Origin of the sequence: Achromobacter deleyi (genome assembly GCF_902859705.1) — a bacterium.
Classification (GTDB): domain Bacteria; phylum Pseudomonadota; class Gammaproteobacteria; order Burkholderiales; family Burkholderiaceae_B; genus Achromobacter; species Achromobacter deleyi.
Window position 1 is genome coordinate 95,446 of record NZ_CADIJO010000004.1, and the last position, 14,799, is coordinate 110,244.

Sequence of the window (14,799 nt, forward strand, 5' to 3'; positions counted from 1 at the left end):
GATAACTCCGTTGTGTGCTTGGTTGTAGCGTAAGGGTTACGAATCGGCGCCTGGCGCGTTCTGCGCGCCGGGTGCCGGAGAGAGCGGCGCCGGCCGGACGCCTGGCGCAACCGCCGGGCCCGGGGCGACGACGCCCATGGAAACGATGTACTTCAAGGCCGCGTCCACGCTCATCTGCAGGTCCACCGTGTCGGCACGGGGCACCATCAGGAAAAAGCCGGACGTGGGATTCGGCGTAGTCGGCACGTACACGCTGATGTGGTCGCCAGGAAGCTGGTCGGCCACTTCACCGCTGGGCGTGCCTGTCACGAATGCGATGGTCCAGCTGCCCACGCGCGGGTACTGCACCAGCACCGCGCGGCGGAACGCCTGGCCATTGGGGGCAAGCACGGTATCGCTGACCTGCTTGACCGAGTTGTAGATCGAACGCACCAGGGGAATGCGGCCCAGCAGGTTTTCCCACTGGTCCACCATGGTGCGGCCGATCAGGTTGGCCGCGAAAATGCCCGTCAACAGCACCACCACGATGACCAGGACGAAGCGGAAGCCGGGAATGTCGACGCCGAACAGCGATTCGGACGACAGGAAGCCAGGCACGAACCCTTCGAGGGTCGCGACCAGCAGCCCCAGCACCCACACCGTGATGACCAGGGGAACCCAGATCAGCAGGCCGGTGATGAAGTACTTTTTGATGACGCGCATTCGCATCGCGCGCGGTCTCAGGAAGCGGAAGCCGAACCGGCGGCGGGCGCGGGGGCAGCCGCCGGTGCCGGCGTGCTGGCGGCGGGCGCCGGGCTGGCGGCCGCAGCGGCATTATCGGATGACGATGCCGGCGCCGCGGCGCCGGTGGCCTGGTTGCCGCCACTGCCGTTACGGAAATCGGTGACGTACCAACCGGACCCCTTGAGCTGGAATCCAGCTGCGGTCACCTGCTTGGAAAACGTACTTTGGCCGCATTCGGGGCAAACCGAAAGCGGCGCGTCGGAAATCTTCTGCAAGACGTCTTTGGCATGGCCGCAGGCGCTGCACTTATAAGCGTAGATGGGCATCGAGGGCTCCCAGGCGCGGGCCCGGCGGTTCAATAACCGTCGGCCGGACGGTGCGGAACCAGGTTCGCCGGCGGGCCCTTCAGGGAAGGACACGGGGCCGGAACTGGCGCCGGACCGGACAACGGGCGGGCAAGGCCGGAAAAATACGGGAAAGTCTTGAATTTTAGCGGTTTTTCATGAAGGGCCGGCGGCAACCTCGCGACGGGCCCCCGGGGGCCGTCGCCGGGGGGCCGCCCCCCGCCCCGTCAGACGGGCAACAGGAACATCAGGGCAGCTACCAGCGTAGGCCCCAGGGCGGACAAAAACAGCCGCCCGGACGAGATGCTGCCGTCGGGGAAATGGTTCTTCAGGATGGCGAACCCGGCCGGGTTGGGCGCGTTGGCAATGACGGTCAGGCCGCCGCCTGTCACCGCCCCCGCCACCAGCATGTAGCGCCAAGCCTCGCCCGTGCCTTCCACCAACGAACCCAGGTAAGTCAGCGCGGCGTTGTCGGTCACCGCCGTCAGGGCTGTGGCGCCCCAGAACAGCACAAAAGGCTCCAACCCGCCCAGAAGGTCCTGCAGCCACCATTTCTGCAGGCCGCCCAGCACCACCAGCCCGGCCAGGAAGAAACCCACCATCAGGCCTTCCTTGATCAACAGGCGGTTCTGGTGGCGTTTGTAGGCTTCGGCAAAGCCGATGAACATCATCAACAGGCCCAGGAAAATGGCGGGATGGTGCGCGGTCAGCACAACCGCCACCAGGAACACCAGGTGGATCAGCATCACCAGGGCCGGCACGGGCGCACGCTTGTCATGGCCTTCGGCCCCATCCACGCCGGCACCGGTGCCCACCGATCGTTCCAGCAAGGCCTTGCGGCACACGAAGGTCAGGATGCCGGCGTTCAGGCAGACCGCCACCGCCGCCCGCCAGCCAAAGTGCTGCACCATGTAGGCCGAATCCCAGCCGAAGGTGGAGGCCACCATCAGCACCGGCGGCGCCGCGTACGAGGTCAGCACCCCGCCGATGGACACGTTGACGAACAGCACGCCCAGGGTCAGGTACTTGAAGCCGGCCCGCCCGCTGGTGCGGAAATAAGCGTCGCGCAGCAGAATCGCCGCCAGCGTCATGGCGGCGGGTTCGGTAATGAACGAGCCGCCCAGCGGCACCAGCGACATCACCACGAAGAACGTCGCCAGCTCGCGCGGCAGGGGCACCGCGCGCGCGGCCAGGCGCACCAGCAACCCCACCAATTCCAGGATCGGCCGGCTGGCCGCCACCACCATGATGGCGAACACGAACAGCGGTTCGGTGAAGTTGCGCGTATCCATGTAGCCGATGGCTTCGGATGGCCCCGACAGGGCCGCCATCGCCACGATCAGCGCAAACGCCCAGACGCCGAAGACGGCTTCCACTTCCGACAGCAGATGCCAGAAGCCTGCATGCGGCCCGCCCCGATGGGCCAGGCGGGCAAACACGGGCACGGAAAAGGTGTGAAGCACCGCCACGACGAACAACACGGTGGCCAGGACTTCGATAGGCTGGGGCATTGAAAGCGATTCCGGGAACAGGGATTCAGGCCGTGCGCACACGGCCCCCGCGACGCTTGGCGGGCAAGGGTCGCAATATAGCGCAGCGACTTTGCCGCCTTCTACAGTGACAACCCGGGCTTGCGCACGCCGATGGACCCGCGCGCGGGCAGCCGGGCGCCGCCGCGCGGCCTCAGGCGATCGGCGCGGGCGGTTCGGCGCCGGCCTGCGCGGCCTTCATTTCCATCAGCAGGCTGTGCAGCATTTCCGTGGACAGGCCGTGCAGCACCAGCCGGTAGCCGGCGCGCAGTGTCGACATCGGCACCAGCGGATGGCTGTTGTTCACCAGGATCAGGTGCTGCGGCGCGCCCAGCAGCTTGGCCGCGTAGATGCCGATCGTTTCGTCCAGCTGCAGCGAATTGGCCGCGCGCCAGAAGTCGTTGTCGGTCAGCATCAGCTGGTACAGCGGCGTGAAAAGCTCGATCGCGCTTTGCAGGTCCAGGAAATTCAGCTTGCCTTGCGGCATGTCTTCCAGCCGCAGGTCGGGATCGCGGATCATCGAGAAATCGACTTGCTCCGGCGCATGCATCTCGACGCCGGCATCGCGCAGCGCCTGGTTCAGCCGGATCACGAAGTTGAACAGGTTCAGGTCGTGCTTGACGAACAGTTCGTCCTTCAGGTCGTCGATCTCCATCGGCTCCAGCGGCGTGGTGGTGATACGCACGGGCGAGTTGGCCGCGATGAACGACAGGGCCTGCGCGCCCAGGTGAAAGTGGCGCAGGATGAGCCAGTTGGCCTCGGGCGACACGAAGCGCTTCAAGCCCCACGCCAGAATGCGGTGCAGCAGCCGCGAATGCGACCAGCGGCGCGGCAGGAAGGTCTTCACGACCTGGATCAGGATGATGAATGCGCGCGCCAGCGGCCGCAAGAACGGCAGCAGGTACTGGCGCGAGGCGCAGCTGGAATCCGTCAGCCAGGCTTTCTTGACCTTGTCCGGCAATGGCGTGCTGCGGTCCAGGTACAGGGCCAGCCAGGGGCTGGGATCGGCGGGGTCGTGCGCCTTGGCCAGGAAATCCGGTTCCTTGTTCATGCCGCACCGTCCTCCATCACGTGATGAAACTGCATCAGGTACAGCGCCGCCGTGCGGCGCGCGGTGTCGACGATACGCTGCTCGGCGCGGCCATCTTCATCGCAGTCCAGCGCCAGTTCCACGGCCGTCAACCAGCGGGCCAGGTGGTTTTCATCGTTGTGGCCATGGTATTCCAGGAAGCGGAACGCGTCGGGCGGCAGCTTCAGGCTGGCCTTGAGCAGCGGCAGCAGCGCCGGCACGATACGCTGGCCGGTGCCTTCGATGATGTAGATGGCGCCCAGGAGGCCGATCGGGTCGCGCGTGGCGGCCAGGCTGTGCAGATAGGCGTTCAGCGCTTCGCCGCCGGGGTTGCGGCGCAACAGGTCGATGTTGTCGATCGTGCCGCCGGCCGTACGGTAGTCCTGGAAAAGAATCTGGAAATCGTTCTGCTCTTCGCCGGCGTGCATGTCGATCAGCGCAGCCAGCGGCTGATACTGCTCGGTCAGCGATGCCGCGCCTTCGCGCATCCACTTGCTGCCCTCGCGCACCTGCGGAATCCAGTTCTCCATCCAGTTCAGGTAGTCGGCGGTCTGGAACTGGTGGTTGCGCAGGCGGCGCACTACCGGCGTGCGCCAGACGCGCGAACGGTAGTCATGCCAGATGGCCGCCAGCTCGGTCAGCAGCTGGCCCAGGCCTTGCGGCGCCATGTCCGGATCGTGCGGCGGGGCGATGGCGTCGGCATCGGCGCTATGGGCGTCTTCGCGGCCGGTGGTGGCCGGTACCGCGCCAGTCGATACCGGCACGGCGGCGCCCTGCACCGCCTCGGCTTCCAGCAGCATGTAGGCGGCCATGAACCGGCCCGACTCGGGGATGTAGCAGAAGATCTGCTCGCCCGGCTTGACCTCGCGCGTTTCCAGGAATTCGGCCAGCATGATCAGGATCGATGCTGCGCCGGTATTGCCGCGCCAGGCCAGGTTGCTGAACCAGCGCTCGCGCGGAATCACAAGGCCGGCCTTCTCCATCAGGTCCTCGACCACCGGAATGAATTTCTCGGACGAGTAGTGGCACAGGAAGTGATCCACCTGGTCCGGGTCCAGCCAGCCATCGCGCACCAGCTTGGCGTATTCGTGGATGCCGATGTCGAACAGGTGCGGCAGCAGCCGGATGTCCTGGCGCAGCGACAGCGCGCCGTCGGCCTCGGCTTCGTTCCAGGACGGATAGTCCAGGTGGCCCTTCTGCCGATCCGCCGACAGGCCCAGCTGCATGCAGACCGGGTAATCGCCCGAGAACGAGCGCTGGTGCACCCACTTCAGGCGCAGCCGCACGCCGCTGGATGCGCCCGGCAATGGCTGGCCGCCATGGCCCAGCAGCACGGCGCCCGCGCCGTCGGACAACATCCAGCGCAGGAAGTGCGCATCGAAATCCGCGTCATAGCCACGCGCCGCGAAGCGCGAGCGCTTGAACATGCGCGACGGCAATTCGGCCGCCACCGCCAGCGCGCGGGCATGGCCGCCCATCTCGACGCCCTGCGCCGCCGTCTGAATCGCCGACACGCCCGCCGCGCAGATGCCGTGCACCGACAGGGTTTCCATCGGATGCGCCGCCAATTCGCCCTGGATCATGTTGGCGAACCCGGGCATCAGCGCGTCGCCGCCCGACGAACCGCTGGTCAAGAGCGACACGTCCGCCAGGTCGCTGTCGTTGCGCCGCAGGCAATCGCGGATCGCGTTGGCCGCCAGTTGCGCATTGGTGAACACCGTGGCGCCTTCCGGATCGATCGCGTAATAGCGCTGCTTGATGCCGTTCTCGGCCAGGATGCGGCTCTTGATGCGGCTGGACATGCGGTTCAGCGGCGCGATGTAGCTGTCCATGGCCTCGTTGGACACGGGTTCGCCCGGCATGAAATAGCCGGCACTCTCCAGGTAGACACGATTGAACGCGATAGGCATGGCGGGTCTCTAGTGGCAGGTATGGGTAGGCGGCGCTAGCGCACGTGCTCGGGCGCCATGCACGAGCGGGTGCGGAAACGCGGCAGGAAGGTGCCCAGCACGAACACGCGGAACATATAGGGCGTCAGGCCGCCCTCGTTCAGCGCGGGCGTCACGCGGGCCCGGTAATGGTCGCGGTGCAAGCGGGTCAGTTCCGACCAGTGCGCGCGCGGATGTTCATGGTGCGCGGTATGCAGCCCGATGTTGAACAGCAGCGGATTGACCAGCCCTTCGAAGTTGCGGGCATAGTTCAGGCCAGCCACCGCCCGCGGGCCGCCGTCGGCGTGCGCGTGCTGCAGATAGTTGGTGGCCAGCAGCCAATGCAGGCCATGTAGTTGCGGAATGATGACGAACACCAGCGCCTTGACCGGGTTCACGGCCAGCAGCCCGCCCCACAGCCCCAGCCACGCGCCGTATTGGCACATGCAATAGCGCCAGGCGCCCGGCCAATGCCGGCGCAACCGGCCCAGCCAGGCGAAAAACAACGGATACAGCACCCACACGGCCTGCGCCGGGTGGATCAGGTAGCCCCACAGGTGATTGGTGTCGCCGCCGAACCGGTAGGTGCGCGCCGCGTCCAGGGCGCCGTGCTTGTAGCGATGATGGTTGGCCACGTGCGCCGGGTAGAAAACGAAAGTGGGGTGCCCCTGCAGCAGCGTGATCCAGAAATCGGTGGCGCGATTGGTCCAGCGCCCCCGCCACATGCGGATGTGCGTATGGTTATGGTGGATCACGCCAATGCCCAGCGTCAGGAACAGCATCAGCGCGTACAGCGGCCACCAGAAGCCGTACAGCCATTGCCACGCCGCCAGCGCGGGCAGCGCGACCAGGTAGGCCAGGCTCTGCCAATCGCGACGGTTACGCAGCGAGGGCAGCCGGCGCGGCTGGCTAAGCGCGTCCGCCAAGCGATTCTCGCTTACGGAAAGCATCCAGCTGGGACGTGGCCGCCTCGGCTTGCAGCCGGGTGCGGAACAGGCGATCCATGAAGGTGAACTGGAACCCGAAATTGCCGTGGTAGCAGGCGTGGTGCAGATGGTGCCGGCGGCTCGCGGCAAACCAGTGCGAATACGACACGTTGGGGAAGAAGTCGTAATTGGCGTGGCCGATGCAATTGAAGAACAGGCTGAACAGCGGCACCGACGCCAGCGACCAGAAGCTGAAATCGTGCAGCACCATCGGCAGCATGATCACGTTGCCCAGCATCAGCGCCTCGATGGGGTGAAAGCTGTAGGTGGAAAACGGCGTGGTCACGACCGAACGGTGATGCGGCAGGTGAAAGCGGCGCAGCAGCTTGGTGTGCAGCAACCGGTGGTTGATCCAGAAGTGCACGTCGTTCCACGCCACCAGCACCAGGATTTCCAGCGTGATCTTCTGCCAGCTGGCGTCCGGGTCCAGATGCGCCCAACCCAGTTGCAACAGGCCCCACGGAAAGATCATGCCGGTGCCGAACAGCAGGATCGACAGGCCGGACTGGGCAAACTCGCGCCGCAATTGCCCCGGCGCCAGCGGCCGGGGGTCCAGCGGCCGGCCGATGCCCAGCGCCGGCAGGATGTGCTGGGTCAGCAGCCAGGTCGCCGCGCCGAATACCAGATAGATGCCACCGAAGAACAGCAGGCCTGCCAGCATGACCTGCCAGGCGGACAACGCAACGAAAGCTTGGGCCATGAACGTTTTGTTTCACCCCGGAGAATGGCCGCATCATAAGCAATCCGTCAGGATCAAGGTGAGACATTTATTACAAAATGAATCCGAGTCCCGACGGGTTGCCCGGCGATCGGCCCAAGCCTTCGCCCAGCCGCCTTTTACTGGCAGGGAAACTGCCGGTTCAGGCCTGCCACGGCGGCGTCCATGCGCAACGCCAGGGCCGCGCTGGCGCTCGGCATCGGCTGGCGCAATTCGTCCGTCAACAAGCCCTGGCGACCCAACTGGGCCTTCACCGGGCCGGGATTGGGCTCGGCGAACGTCAGCTGGATGACCGGCACCAGCGCCTGGAACAGACGCCGCGCCAGGTCCAGCTGCTGCGCCCGCACCGCCTGGTACATGGCCACGAACAGGTCGGGACGAATGTGCGCGGCCGCGGCGATCATGCCGGCGCCCCCCAGGCACAGCAGCGATAGCGATTGCAGGTCTTCGCCCGCCAACACGTTCATGTTGCCATCGGCGATCAGCGCCAGCGTCTTGTCCAGCGAACCGCCGCAGTCCTTGATGGCGGCGATGTTCGGATGCGCCGCCAAGGCCAGTAATGTGGCGGTCTCGAGCGATGTGCCGGTTCGGTAGGGAATGTCGTACAGCACCAGGGGAAAGCGCGAGGCATCGGCCAGGCAGCGGAAATAAGCGGCGGCGCCGTCCTGGCCAGGACGCACGTAGTACGGCGCGGGCGCCAGGATGCCGGCCAGCGGCCGGGTGCCAAAGGCCGACAGGCGCTGCAGCACGTGACCCTGGTGGTTGCCCGCCAGGCCCATCACCACGGGCAGGCGGCCGGCCTCGGTCAGCACCGCGTCCAGCACGGCCAGCTGCTCGGCGTCATCCAGCGCCGCAGCTTCGCCCGTGCTGCCGCAGACGACCAGGCCGTCCACCCCGGCTGCCACGAAATGGCGCACCAGGCGGCGCAGGGCTCCGCCGTCGACGGCGCCGCCGGAAAACGGCGTCACCAGGGGAACCCAGACGCCTTGGAAGAGGGATTGACGAGTTTGCATGAACACTCCTTCGGTGTAAGCGGACCGTGGTTGGACCGTACAGAAGTGCTCGGGATACTAGGGGGTGCGCGCGAAGGCGCCATGGCGCCGCCGTGAGGCCGCTGTTCCGTCGCCCATCTGACGGAACAGCATGCTCCGGTCAGATGAGCGGCTGTTTTTTGGATTTCAGGCCGGCGCAAACCGTCGCCACGCCCAGGGCGCGGAACAGGTAAGCGGATTGGTTGGCCTGAAGAATCATGAATGGAATAAAGGGGAAAAATCGACCGCAACCGGCCGATGCGCAAATCTACCGGGCCGCCGCGGGCCTGTCAACGCAGGCTGGCCAGGAAAGCCTCGCAGAGCGCTTCCATGCCGCGCCGGTCATCTTCGTCGAAGCGGTCGGGCACGGGGCTGTCCACGTCCCACACCCCGATCAGCTGGCCCTGGTGGACCAGCGGCACCACGATTTCCGAGCGCGAGGCCGCGTCGCAGGCGATATGGCCGGGAAACGCGTGCACGTCGGGCACCAGTTGCGTCTGGCGCTGGCTGGCGGCCGCGCCGCACACGCCGCGGTTCAGCGCAATACGCACGCAGGCCGGCTTGCCCTGGAACGGGCCCAGCACCAGTTCCGTGCCGTCAAAGAAGTAAAAGCCCACCCAGTTCAGGTCGGGCAAGGCCTGGTAGGCCAGTGCACTGAGATTGGCGGCATTGGCGATGCGGTCGTGCTCGCCGTCAAGCAGGGCACGGGCCTGCTTGGCCAGTTCGGCGTACAGCGCGGCCTTGGATTCGGCGGCGATCGGGGCGGCTTCAAACATAGGTATAAATGTAACTGTACAGGCGATTATCGATGCAAGTGATTTTAGGGGCTTGCCGCGATAAAGGGGCCGGCTCGCCTCGCTGTGGGACAATAGTTTACGCAGTAACGTCTTTTCTGCACCGTCGCCGTTACTCCCGCCACCCCCCTTCTTGATTAAGAAGCAAGCCATGGACAAGCCTTTCGAACCTGCGTTTTCCTTCTCGGAACGCGCTCAGCAACTCACCAGTTCCGCCATCCGCGAGATCCTCAAGGTCACCGAGCGGCCCGAAGTCATTTCGTTCGCAGGCGGTCTGCCGGCGCCCGGCGGCTTCCCGGTAGAAGTGGTACGAGCGGCATTCGACAAGGTCCTGGCCACCAACGGCCGCGCGGCCCTGCAATACGGCCCCACCGAAGGTTTTGCGCCGCTGCGCCAGTGGGTGGCCGATGATCTGAACCGCGCCGGCGCCAACGTCGCCGCCGACCAGATCCTGATCGTCTCCGGCTCGCAACAGGCGCTGGACCTGCTCGGCAAGGTCCTGATCGACAAAGACAGCAAAGTGCTGGTCGAAGACCCCAGCTACCTGGGCGCCCTGCAATCGTTCAGCCTGTACCAGCCCAAGTTCGTGCCGGTGCCCACCGATGAAGGCGGCCTGATCCCCGACGCCATCACCCCTGAACTGGCCGAGGGCGCGCGCTTCCTGTACGCCCTGCCCAACTTCCAGAACCCCACCGGCCGCACGCTCAGCCTCGCGCGCCGCATCGCACTGGTCAAGCGCGCCGCCGAGCTGAACCTGACCATCATCGAAGACGACCCCTACGGCGAACTGCGTTACGCAGGCGACCCGCAGCCGGGCCTGATCGCGCTGGCCGCCGAATACGGTGCCAACGTCGTGCGCCTGGGCACGTTCTCCAAGGTGCTGGCCCCCGGCCTGCGCCTGGGCTACATCGCCGCCGCCCGCCCGCTGATCAACAAGCTCGTGCAGGCCAAGCAAGCCACCGACCTGCACACGCCCACGCTGACCCAGATGGCCGTGTACGAAATCGTCAAGGACGGCTTCCTGGAAGAACACCTGCCCAACGTGCGCGAAATCTACCGCGCCCAGGGCAGCTGCATGCTTGAAGCCATCCAGCGCGAATTCCCCGCCACCGTCACCTGGACCAAGCCCGAAGGCGGCATGTTCATCTGGCTGACGCTGCCCGAGCACATCGACAGCACCAAGCTGCTCGAAAAGGCCATTGCCCAGAACGTGGCGTTCGTGCCCGGCGCGCCGTTCTACAGCGGCGCCGGCCGCGCCAACACGCTGCGCCTCAGTTTTGCCACCGTGCCCGAAGACAAGATCCGCACCGGCATCGCCATCCTGGGCAAGCTGCTCAAGGAATACACGGCCTGAAAACCCGGCCCTGACCACCCTTGACGGCACCGCGGCCGGGCACCATGCCCGGCCGTTGTTTTATGCTGTCGGCTTTCCTCCCATTTCTTTCGCCGTGACAGTGAGCGCCCCGCAACAACCTCCCGTCGACCTCAGCGACATCGTCTTCACCGACTGGGTCGAACGCTGGCTGCCCAGATCGTGGCGGCCCTACGCCCGCCTGTGCCGGCTCGACCGGCCCATCGGCACCTGGCTGACGCTGCTGCCCTGTATCGCGGCACTGATCCAGACCGCGGGCGGCCTGCCCGACCTGCAACGCCTGATCGTCTTCTCGCTGGGCGCATTGCTGATGCGCGGCATCGGCTGCACCGTCAACGACATGTGCGACCGCAATTTCGACAAGCATGTGGAACGCACCCGCTTTCGTCCGCTGACCAGCGGCCAGCTGACGATGCGCAACGCAGTGTGGTTCTTGATCGGCCAGCTGCTGGTCTGCGGTTCGCTGCTGTTCTTCCTGAACGACATGAGCCGCTGGCTGGCCGTGGCCGTGCTGCCCTTCGTCTTCATCTATCCCCTGTGCAAGCGGGTCACCTACTGGCCGCAAGTGGTGCTGGGAATCTGCTTCAACTGGGGCATGCTGATGGCCTGGTCGGACACGCAGAACCACGTGCCCCTGGCGGCCGTGGCCATGTGGCTGGGCGCGGTGCTGTGGCAGGTGGGCTACGACAGCATCTACGCCTACGTCGACGTGCGCGACGACCGCAGCCTGGGCCTGCATTCCACCGCCATGCGCTTCGGCGACCAGGGCAAGCTCTGGATCGGCGGCTTCTACCTGGCCACCGTTGTGCTGTGGGCCTGGGGCGGCTACGCCATCGGCCTGTCGTGGGCCTATTACGTGGGCATCGCCGCCATTGCCGTGCACCTGGCGTGGCAGTTGAAGGTGTTCGACATCCAGCGTCCCGACCGCAATTTCATGCTGTTCCGCGCCAACCTGTGGCTGGGCGCCCTGCTGGTCGCAGCAGCTCTGGCGGGCACGCTGATCCGTTGATGCCGCGCATTGCGGGCCATGGCCGCTTGGGCGATGATGGCAGCTCCGACACGCCTTACGGAGACACCGCATGCCCGCTTTGACCAAAACCCTGATGGCCCTGGCTTCGGCTTGCGCGCTGCTCGGCGCCTTGCCCGCGCAGGCCGCGACCGACTGCTCGGCGCAACGCGGCTGCGCCGCCAAGTTCTGCCAGATCGAAAACGACATCGCCGCGGCCAAGGCCGACAACAACACCCGCAAGGTGGCCGGCCTGCAAAAAGCGTTGGCAGAAGCGAAGGCCCACTGCACCGACAGCCGCCTGCAGGCTCAGCGCGAAGCCGATGTGCGCGACAAGCAGAACAAGGTCTCCGAACGCGAGGCCGAGCTCAAGGCCGCCCGCGCCAAGGGCAAGCAAGACAAGATCGACAAGGCCCAGCGCAAGCTGGACGAAGCCCGTGCCGAGTACGACGCCGCCCTGGCTGACCTGAACCGCTGATCCTCACCCTGCCAGCCCCGGAAGCCTTCCGGGGCTGCGCGCCGCTTTACCCCCTCCCCCTTGATTCGCCGGCCTTGGCCCCCGCCCGGGCCGACCACCACCTATTGCGTCATCAAATGGAAATATCGCCACCTATGGTGCCATTTGAGAAGTTCCCGACCGATTAGTACGCATTTTGGAAAGATGTTTTCAGGTAATAAGGGTTTATCCCAGGGTTGTTTAGGCACAGAATGCATCTCATCGGGACACAGCAAGCGAACCCCCAGCAATCAGGCCAGAGGTTCGGATCCCAAGCTCAAGACATATGGAGGTCTGCTATGAAAACCCTTGCTACCGCTTTGATGCTGTCCATGTCCGTTCTGGCTGCCGCTGGCGCCCAAGCCGCTGAAGCCGACCAAGGCCCGTCGCGTGCCCAGGTTCAAGCCGAACTGCAACAAGCCAAGGTTTCCGGCCAGTACACCTTCGGCGAAGAAGGCTACCCCGCCGCCATCGCCCAGAAGTCCAGCCTGACCGCGCAACAAGTGCAAGAGCAACTGGCCCAAGCCAAGAACGCCGGTGAAGTGACCTTCGGCAACATGGACTACCCGCCCGTTGCCCACGCTGCCGCCACGTCGCTGACCCGCGCCCAAGTGCAAACCGAACTGGCCCAAGCCAAGACGGAAGGCCTGGTCACCTTCGGCAACATGGACTACCCCCCCATGGGCAGCTGATTGCACGGCCTGGTCTCCAGGCCTGGCAATCGCCCCGCAAAGCCCTTCGGCCCTGGCCGAGGGGCTTTTCTTTTGACGAATCGACACTCAATTAAGTCATAACGACATTAGTTAAAGCCGTTACGACGCTTTGGTATCTACAAATCGACAACGCTCGCGCATAGGATGAGGCCAACCCTTCCCCCTCTCTGTGCAGGAGCGCAACATGTCCCCCTCTACCAAGCCCGTCCTCTTGTTGGGCGCCGGAAAAATCGGCTTCGCCATCGCCCTGATGCTCGAGCGTAGCGGCGACTATTCGGTCTTGGTTGCCGACCAGGACCCGGCGCGCCTGCGCGCCGTGGCCGAACTGGGCTGCGAAACGCGCCAGATTTCCGATGACACCTCGATCGCGGCCTGCCTCGAGGGCCGTTACGCCGTGGTCAATGCGCTGCCTTTCCATCGCGCCATCGCAGTGGCCGGACTGTGCGCGAAGGCCGGCGTCCACTATTTCGACCTGACCGAAGACGTGGCCAGCACCCATGCCATCCAGGCGCTGGCCGCCGACAGCCGCAGCGTGCTGATGCCGCAGTGCGGCCTGGCGCCCGGCTTCATCGGCATCGTCGGCAATGCACTGGCGCGCCGCTTCGACACGTTGCTGGATCTGCGCATGCGCGTGGGCGCGCTGCCGCGCTATCCGTCCAACAGCCTGCGCTACAACCTGACGTGGAGCACCGAAGGGCTGATCAACGAATACTGCAACCCGTGCGAAGCCATCGTCGACGGCCAATTGACCAGCGTGCCCGCGCTGGAAGGGTACGAGACTTTTGCGCTGGACGGCGTCGAATACGAAGCCTTCAACACCTCGGGTGGGCTGGGCACGCTGCCCGCCACGCTGCTGGGCCGCGCCCGCAACGTGGACTACAAGTCGGTGCGCTATCCGGGTCACTGCAACCTGATGAAGCTCTTGCTCAATGACCTGCGTCTGCGCGACCGCCGCGATCTGCTCAAGGACATCTTCGAAACCGCCATCCCCACCACCGAACAGGATGTGATCGTCATCCAGGCGCAGGCGTCGGGCCATCGCCACGGCCGGCTGGAAGAAGAGTCCTATCCGATCCGCGTTTTCGGCACCGACGTCGACGGCCATCGCCTGAGCGCCATTCAGCTGTCGACCGCCGCTGGCATCTGCGCGGCGCTGGATCTGGTGGCGCAAGGCGTGCTGCCGCAAAAGGGCTTCGTCGGCCAGGAACAGATCGCGCTGGAAGCGCTGCTTGGCAACCGCTTTGGCCGCGTCTACGCGGGCAAGCCGCTGGCCCTGGCGGCCACGATGACCGAAGACCGCTGACGCCTGCGCCGAACTGCGCGCTACGTCCAGCCTTCCAGGCGCAACGTGGCGCGCACCAGGCGCTGTTCTTCCTGCTCGATTTCGGCCAGGTTCTGCCGCACGCTGTCGACATGGTCGGCCGCGGCGCGGCGCGCCTGCTCGGGCTGGCGCCCGATCACCGCGTTGAACAGCTTGGCGTGCTGCTTGTCGATCTGCCGTTTTTCCGGCTCGCGGTGGTACAGGTTGTTGACGCAGGCGAACACCGACCCCAGCATCAGGTCGTTCAAGGATTGCAGCGTGTGCACCAGCACCGGGTTGTGCGAGGCCTCGCAGATGGCCAGGTGAAATGCGTGGTCCAGGTGTGCGTGCGTGGCCGTATCGGCATCGACCTGCGCGTGCACCATCTCTTCGTAGCGACGCCGGATCATGATGAAATCGGCCTCGGTACCCCGCAATGCCGCCAACCGAGCCGAATCGGCTTCCAACAGCGAACGCACCTCGAGCAGGTCGTACAGCGTGCGCGGCTGCGAATTGAACAGGTGCATCAACGGGCCCGCGTCCACCTTGGAAATGCGCGCCACGAACGACCCTTTGCCCTGCGACGTGTGGATGATCTCGCGCGCGCGCAGCAGCTTGAGCCCCTCGCGCAGCGCCGTGCGCGACACGCCCAGCTTTTCCGTCAGACGCCGCTCGGACGGCAACGCCTGGCCGGCCTTCAGGACGCCGTCCAGGATCAGGCGCTCGATGCGCTCGGCCACCTCGTCCGCCACCTGGCGGGGTTTCGCTTCGATTTCGGCGTGCATGCGTT

The 14,799-nt window shown here is 65.6% G+C and carries 15 protein-coding genes; 5 read left to right on the plus strand and 10 right to left on the minus strand.

Features of this window, described 5'->3' with window-relative positions; translation table 11 throughout:
* Positions 1-36: 36 nt before the first annotated feature.
* From HV798_RS07530 to HV798_RS07570, 9 genes are all read right to left on the minus strand, one after another.
* Positions 37-702 carry a DUF502 domain-containing protein gene (locus HV798_RS07530; protein ID WP_025136284.1) on the minus strand — a complete coding sequence of 222 codons (666 nt, stop codon included), beginning with the start codon at positions 700-702 and terminating at the stop codon, positions 37-39.
* Between the two features lie 17 nt (positions 703-719).
* Entirely contained in the window at positions 720-1,049 is a 330-nt protein-coding gene (locus HV798_RS07535; RefSeq protein ID WP_175192386.1) for an FmdB family zinc ribbon protein, read from the minus strand.
* 245 nt (positions 1,050-1,294) lie between these two features.
* A complete protein-coding gene (locus HV798_RS07540; RefSeq protein WP_025136286.1) occupies positions 1,295-2,578 on the minus strand; it encodes a putative Na+/H+ antiporter in 1,284 nt (427 codons plus the stop codon).
* 172 nt (positions 2,579-2,750) lie between these two features.
* A complete protein-coding gene (locus HV798_RS07545; RefSeq protein WP_025136287.1) occupies positions 2,751-3,647 on the minus strand; it encodes a DUF6999 family protein in 897 nt (298 codons plus the stop codon).
* A complete protein-coding gene (locus tag HV798_RS07550) occupies positions 3,644-5,575 on the minus strand; it encodes an iron-containing redox enzyme family protein (RefSeq protein WP_175192385.1) in 1,932 nt (643 codons plus the stop codon). The genes HV798_RS07545 and HV798_RS07550 overlap by 4 nt, the downstream gene beginning before the upstream one ends.
* Positions 5,576-5,610: 35 nt before the next feature.
* Positions 5,611-6,543: a fatty acid desaturase family protein gene (locus HV798_RS07555; protein ID WP_246288616.1), complete on the minus strand. Its 933-nt coding sequence runs from the start codon at positions 6,541-6,543 to the stop codon at positions 5,611-5,613.
* The gene (locus HV798_RS07560) at positions 6,503-7,279 is read right to left on the minus strand and encodes a sterol desaturase family protein (RefSeq protein ID WP_175192383.1); all 777 of its coding nucleotides are present in this window, start codon (positions 7,277-7,279) and stop codon (positions 6,503-6,505) included. Before HV798_RS07560 ends, HV798_RS07555 begins: the two co-directional genes overlap by 41 nt.
* Positions 7,280-7,416: 137 nt before the next feature.
* Positions 7,417-8,310 (minus strand): 4-hydroxy-tetrahydrodipicolinate synthase, encoded by an 894-nt coding sequence (dapA, locus tag HV798_RS07565; protein WP_175192382.1) that lies wholly within the window; start codon positions 8,308-8,310, stop codon positions 7,417-7,419.
* Between the two features lie 308 nt (positions 8,311-8,618).
* The gene (locus tag HV798_RS07570; RefSeq protein ID WP_175192381.1) at positions 8,619-9,104 is read right to left on the minus strand and encodes a GAF domain-containing protein; all 486 of its coding nucleotides are present in this window, start codon (positions 9,102-9,104) and stop codon (positions 8,619-8,621) included.
* 169 nt (positions 9,105-9,273) lie between these two features.
* Here HV798_RS07570 and HV798_RS07575 point away from each other — a divergent pair, with 169 nt between their 5' ends.
* From HV798_RS07575 to HV798_RS07595, 5 genes are all read left to right on the plus strand, one after another.
* Positions 9,274-10,476: an aminotransferase-like domain-containing protein gene (locus tag HV798_RS07575; protein ID WP_025136293.1), complete on the plus strand. Its 1,203-nt coding sequence runs from the start codon at positions 9,274-9,276 to the stop codon at positions 10,474-10,476.
* 100 nt (positions 10,477-10,576) lie between these two features.
* Positions 10,577-11,503 carry a 4-hydroxybenzoate octaprenyltransferase gene (ubiA, locus tag HV798_RS07580; RefSeq protein ID WP_025136294.1) on the plus strand — a complete coding sequence of 309 codons (927 nt, stop codon included), beginning with the start codon at positions 10,577-10,579 and terminating at the stop codon, positions 11,501-11,503.
* Between the two features lie 70 nt (positions 11,504-11,573).
* On the plus strand, positions 11,574-11,978 hold the full coding sequence (locus tag HV798_RS07585; protein WP_025136295.1) for a DUF1090 domain-containing protein: 405 nt from the start codon (positions 11,574-11,576) through the stop codon (positions 11,976-11,978).
* 317 nt (positions 11,979-12,295) lie between these two features.
* Positions 12,296-12,688 (plus strand): DUF4148 domain-containing protein, encoded by a 393-nt coding sequence (locus tag HV798_RS07590; RefSeq protein ID WP_025136296.1) that lies wholly within the window; start codon positions 12,296-12,298, stop codon positions 12,686-12,688.
* Positions 12,689-12,893: 205 nt separating this feature from the next.
* Complete coding sequence (locus HV798_RS07595; RefSeq protein ID WP_175192380.1) at positions 12,894-14,012, plus strand: saccharopine dehydrogenase family protein; 1,119 nt, start codon at positions 12,894-12,896, stop codon at positions 14,010-14,012.
* A 20-nt stretch (positions 14,013-14,032) separates the two neighbouring features.
* Here the strand turns inward: HV798_RS07595 and glcC are convergent, their stop codons facing one another.
* Positions 14,033-14,794, minus strand: coding sequence for a transcriptional regulator GlcC (gene glcC / locus HV798_RS07600; protein ID WP_175192379.1), 762 nt, complete (start codon positions 14,792-14,794; stop codon positions 14,033-14,035).
* Positions 14,795-14,799 lie beyond the last annotated feature (5 nt).

What these genes read in the sequence shown, in the direction of transcription:
- HV798_RS07530 (WP_025136284.1), bottom strand. Translation starts at nt 702, where the DNA reads ATGCGCGTCATCAAAAAGTACTTCATCACCGGCCTGCTGATCTGGGTT.
- HV798_RS07535 (WP_175192386.1), bottom strand. Translation starts at nt 1,049, where the DNA reads ATGCCCATCTACGCTTATAAGTGCAGCGCCTGCGGCCATGCCAAAGAC.
- HV798_RS07540 (WP_025136286.1), bottom strand. Translation starts at nt 2,578, where the DNA reads ATGCCCCAGCCTATCGAAGTCCTGGCCACCGTGTTGTTCGTCGTGGCG.
- HV798_RS07545 (WP_025136287.1), bottom strand. Translation starts at nt 3,647, where the DNA reads ATGAACAAGGAACCGGATTTCCTGGCCAAGGCGCACGACCCCGCCGAT.
- HV798_RS07550 (WP_175192385.1), bottom strand. Translation starts at nt 5,575, where the DNA reads ATGCCTATCGCGTTCAATCGTGTCTACCTGGAGAGTGCCGGCTATTTC.
- HV798_RS07555 (WP_246288616.1), bottom strand. Translation starts at nt 6,543, where the DNA reads ATGCTTTCCGTAAGCGAGAATCGCTTGGCGGACGCGCTTAGCCAGCCG.
- HV798_RS07560 (WP_175192383.1), bottom strand. Translation starts at nt 7,279, where the DNA reads ATGGCCCAAGCTTTCGTTGCGTTGTCCGCCTGGCAGGTCATGCTGGCA.
- dapA (WP_175192382.1), bottom strand. Translation starts at nt 8,310, where the DNA reads ATGCAAACTCGTCAATCCCTCTTCCAAGGCGTCTGGGTTCCCCTGGTG.
- HV798_RS07570 (WP_175192381.1), bottom strand. Translation starts at nt 9,104, where the DNA reads ATGTTTGAAGCCGCCCCGATCGCCGCCGAATCCAAGGCCGCGCTGTAC.
- HV798_RS07575 (WP_025136293.1), top strand. Translation starts at nt 9,274, where the DNA reads ATGGACAAGCCTTTCGAACCTGCGTTTTCCTTCTCGGAACGCGCTCAG.
- HV798_RS07585 (WP_025136295.1), top strand. Translation starts at nt 11,574, where the DNA reads ATGCCCGCTTTGACCAAAACCCTGATGGCCCTGGCTTCGGCTTGCGCG.
- HV798_RS07590 (WP_025136296.1), top strand. Translation starts at nt 12,296, where the DNA reads ATGAAAACCCTTGCTACCGCTTTGATGCTGTCCATGTCCGTTCTGGCT.
- HV798_RS07595 (WP_175192380.1), top strand. Translation starts at nt 12,894, where the DNA reads ATGTCCCCCTCTACCAAGCCCGTCCTCTTGTTGGGCGCCGGAAAAATC.
- glcC (WP_175192379.1), bottom strand. Translation starts at nt 14,794, where the DNA reads ATGCACGCCGAAATCGAAGCGAAACCCCGCCAGGTGGCGGACGAGGTG.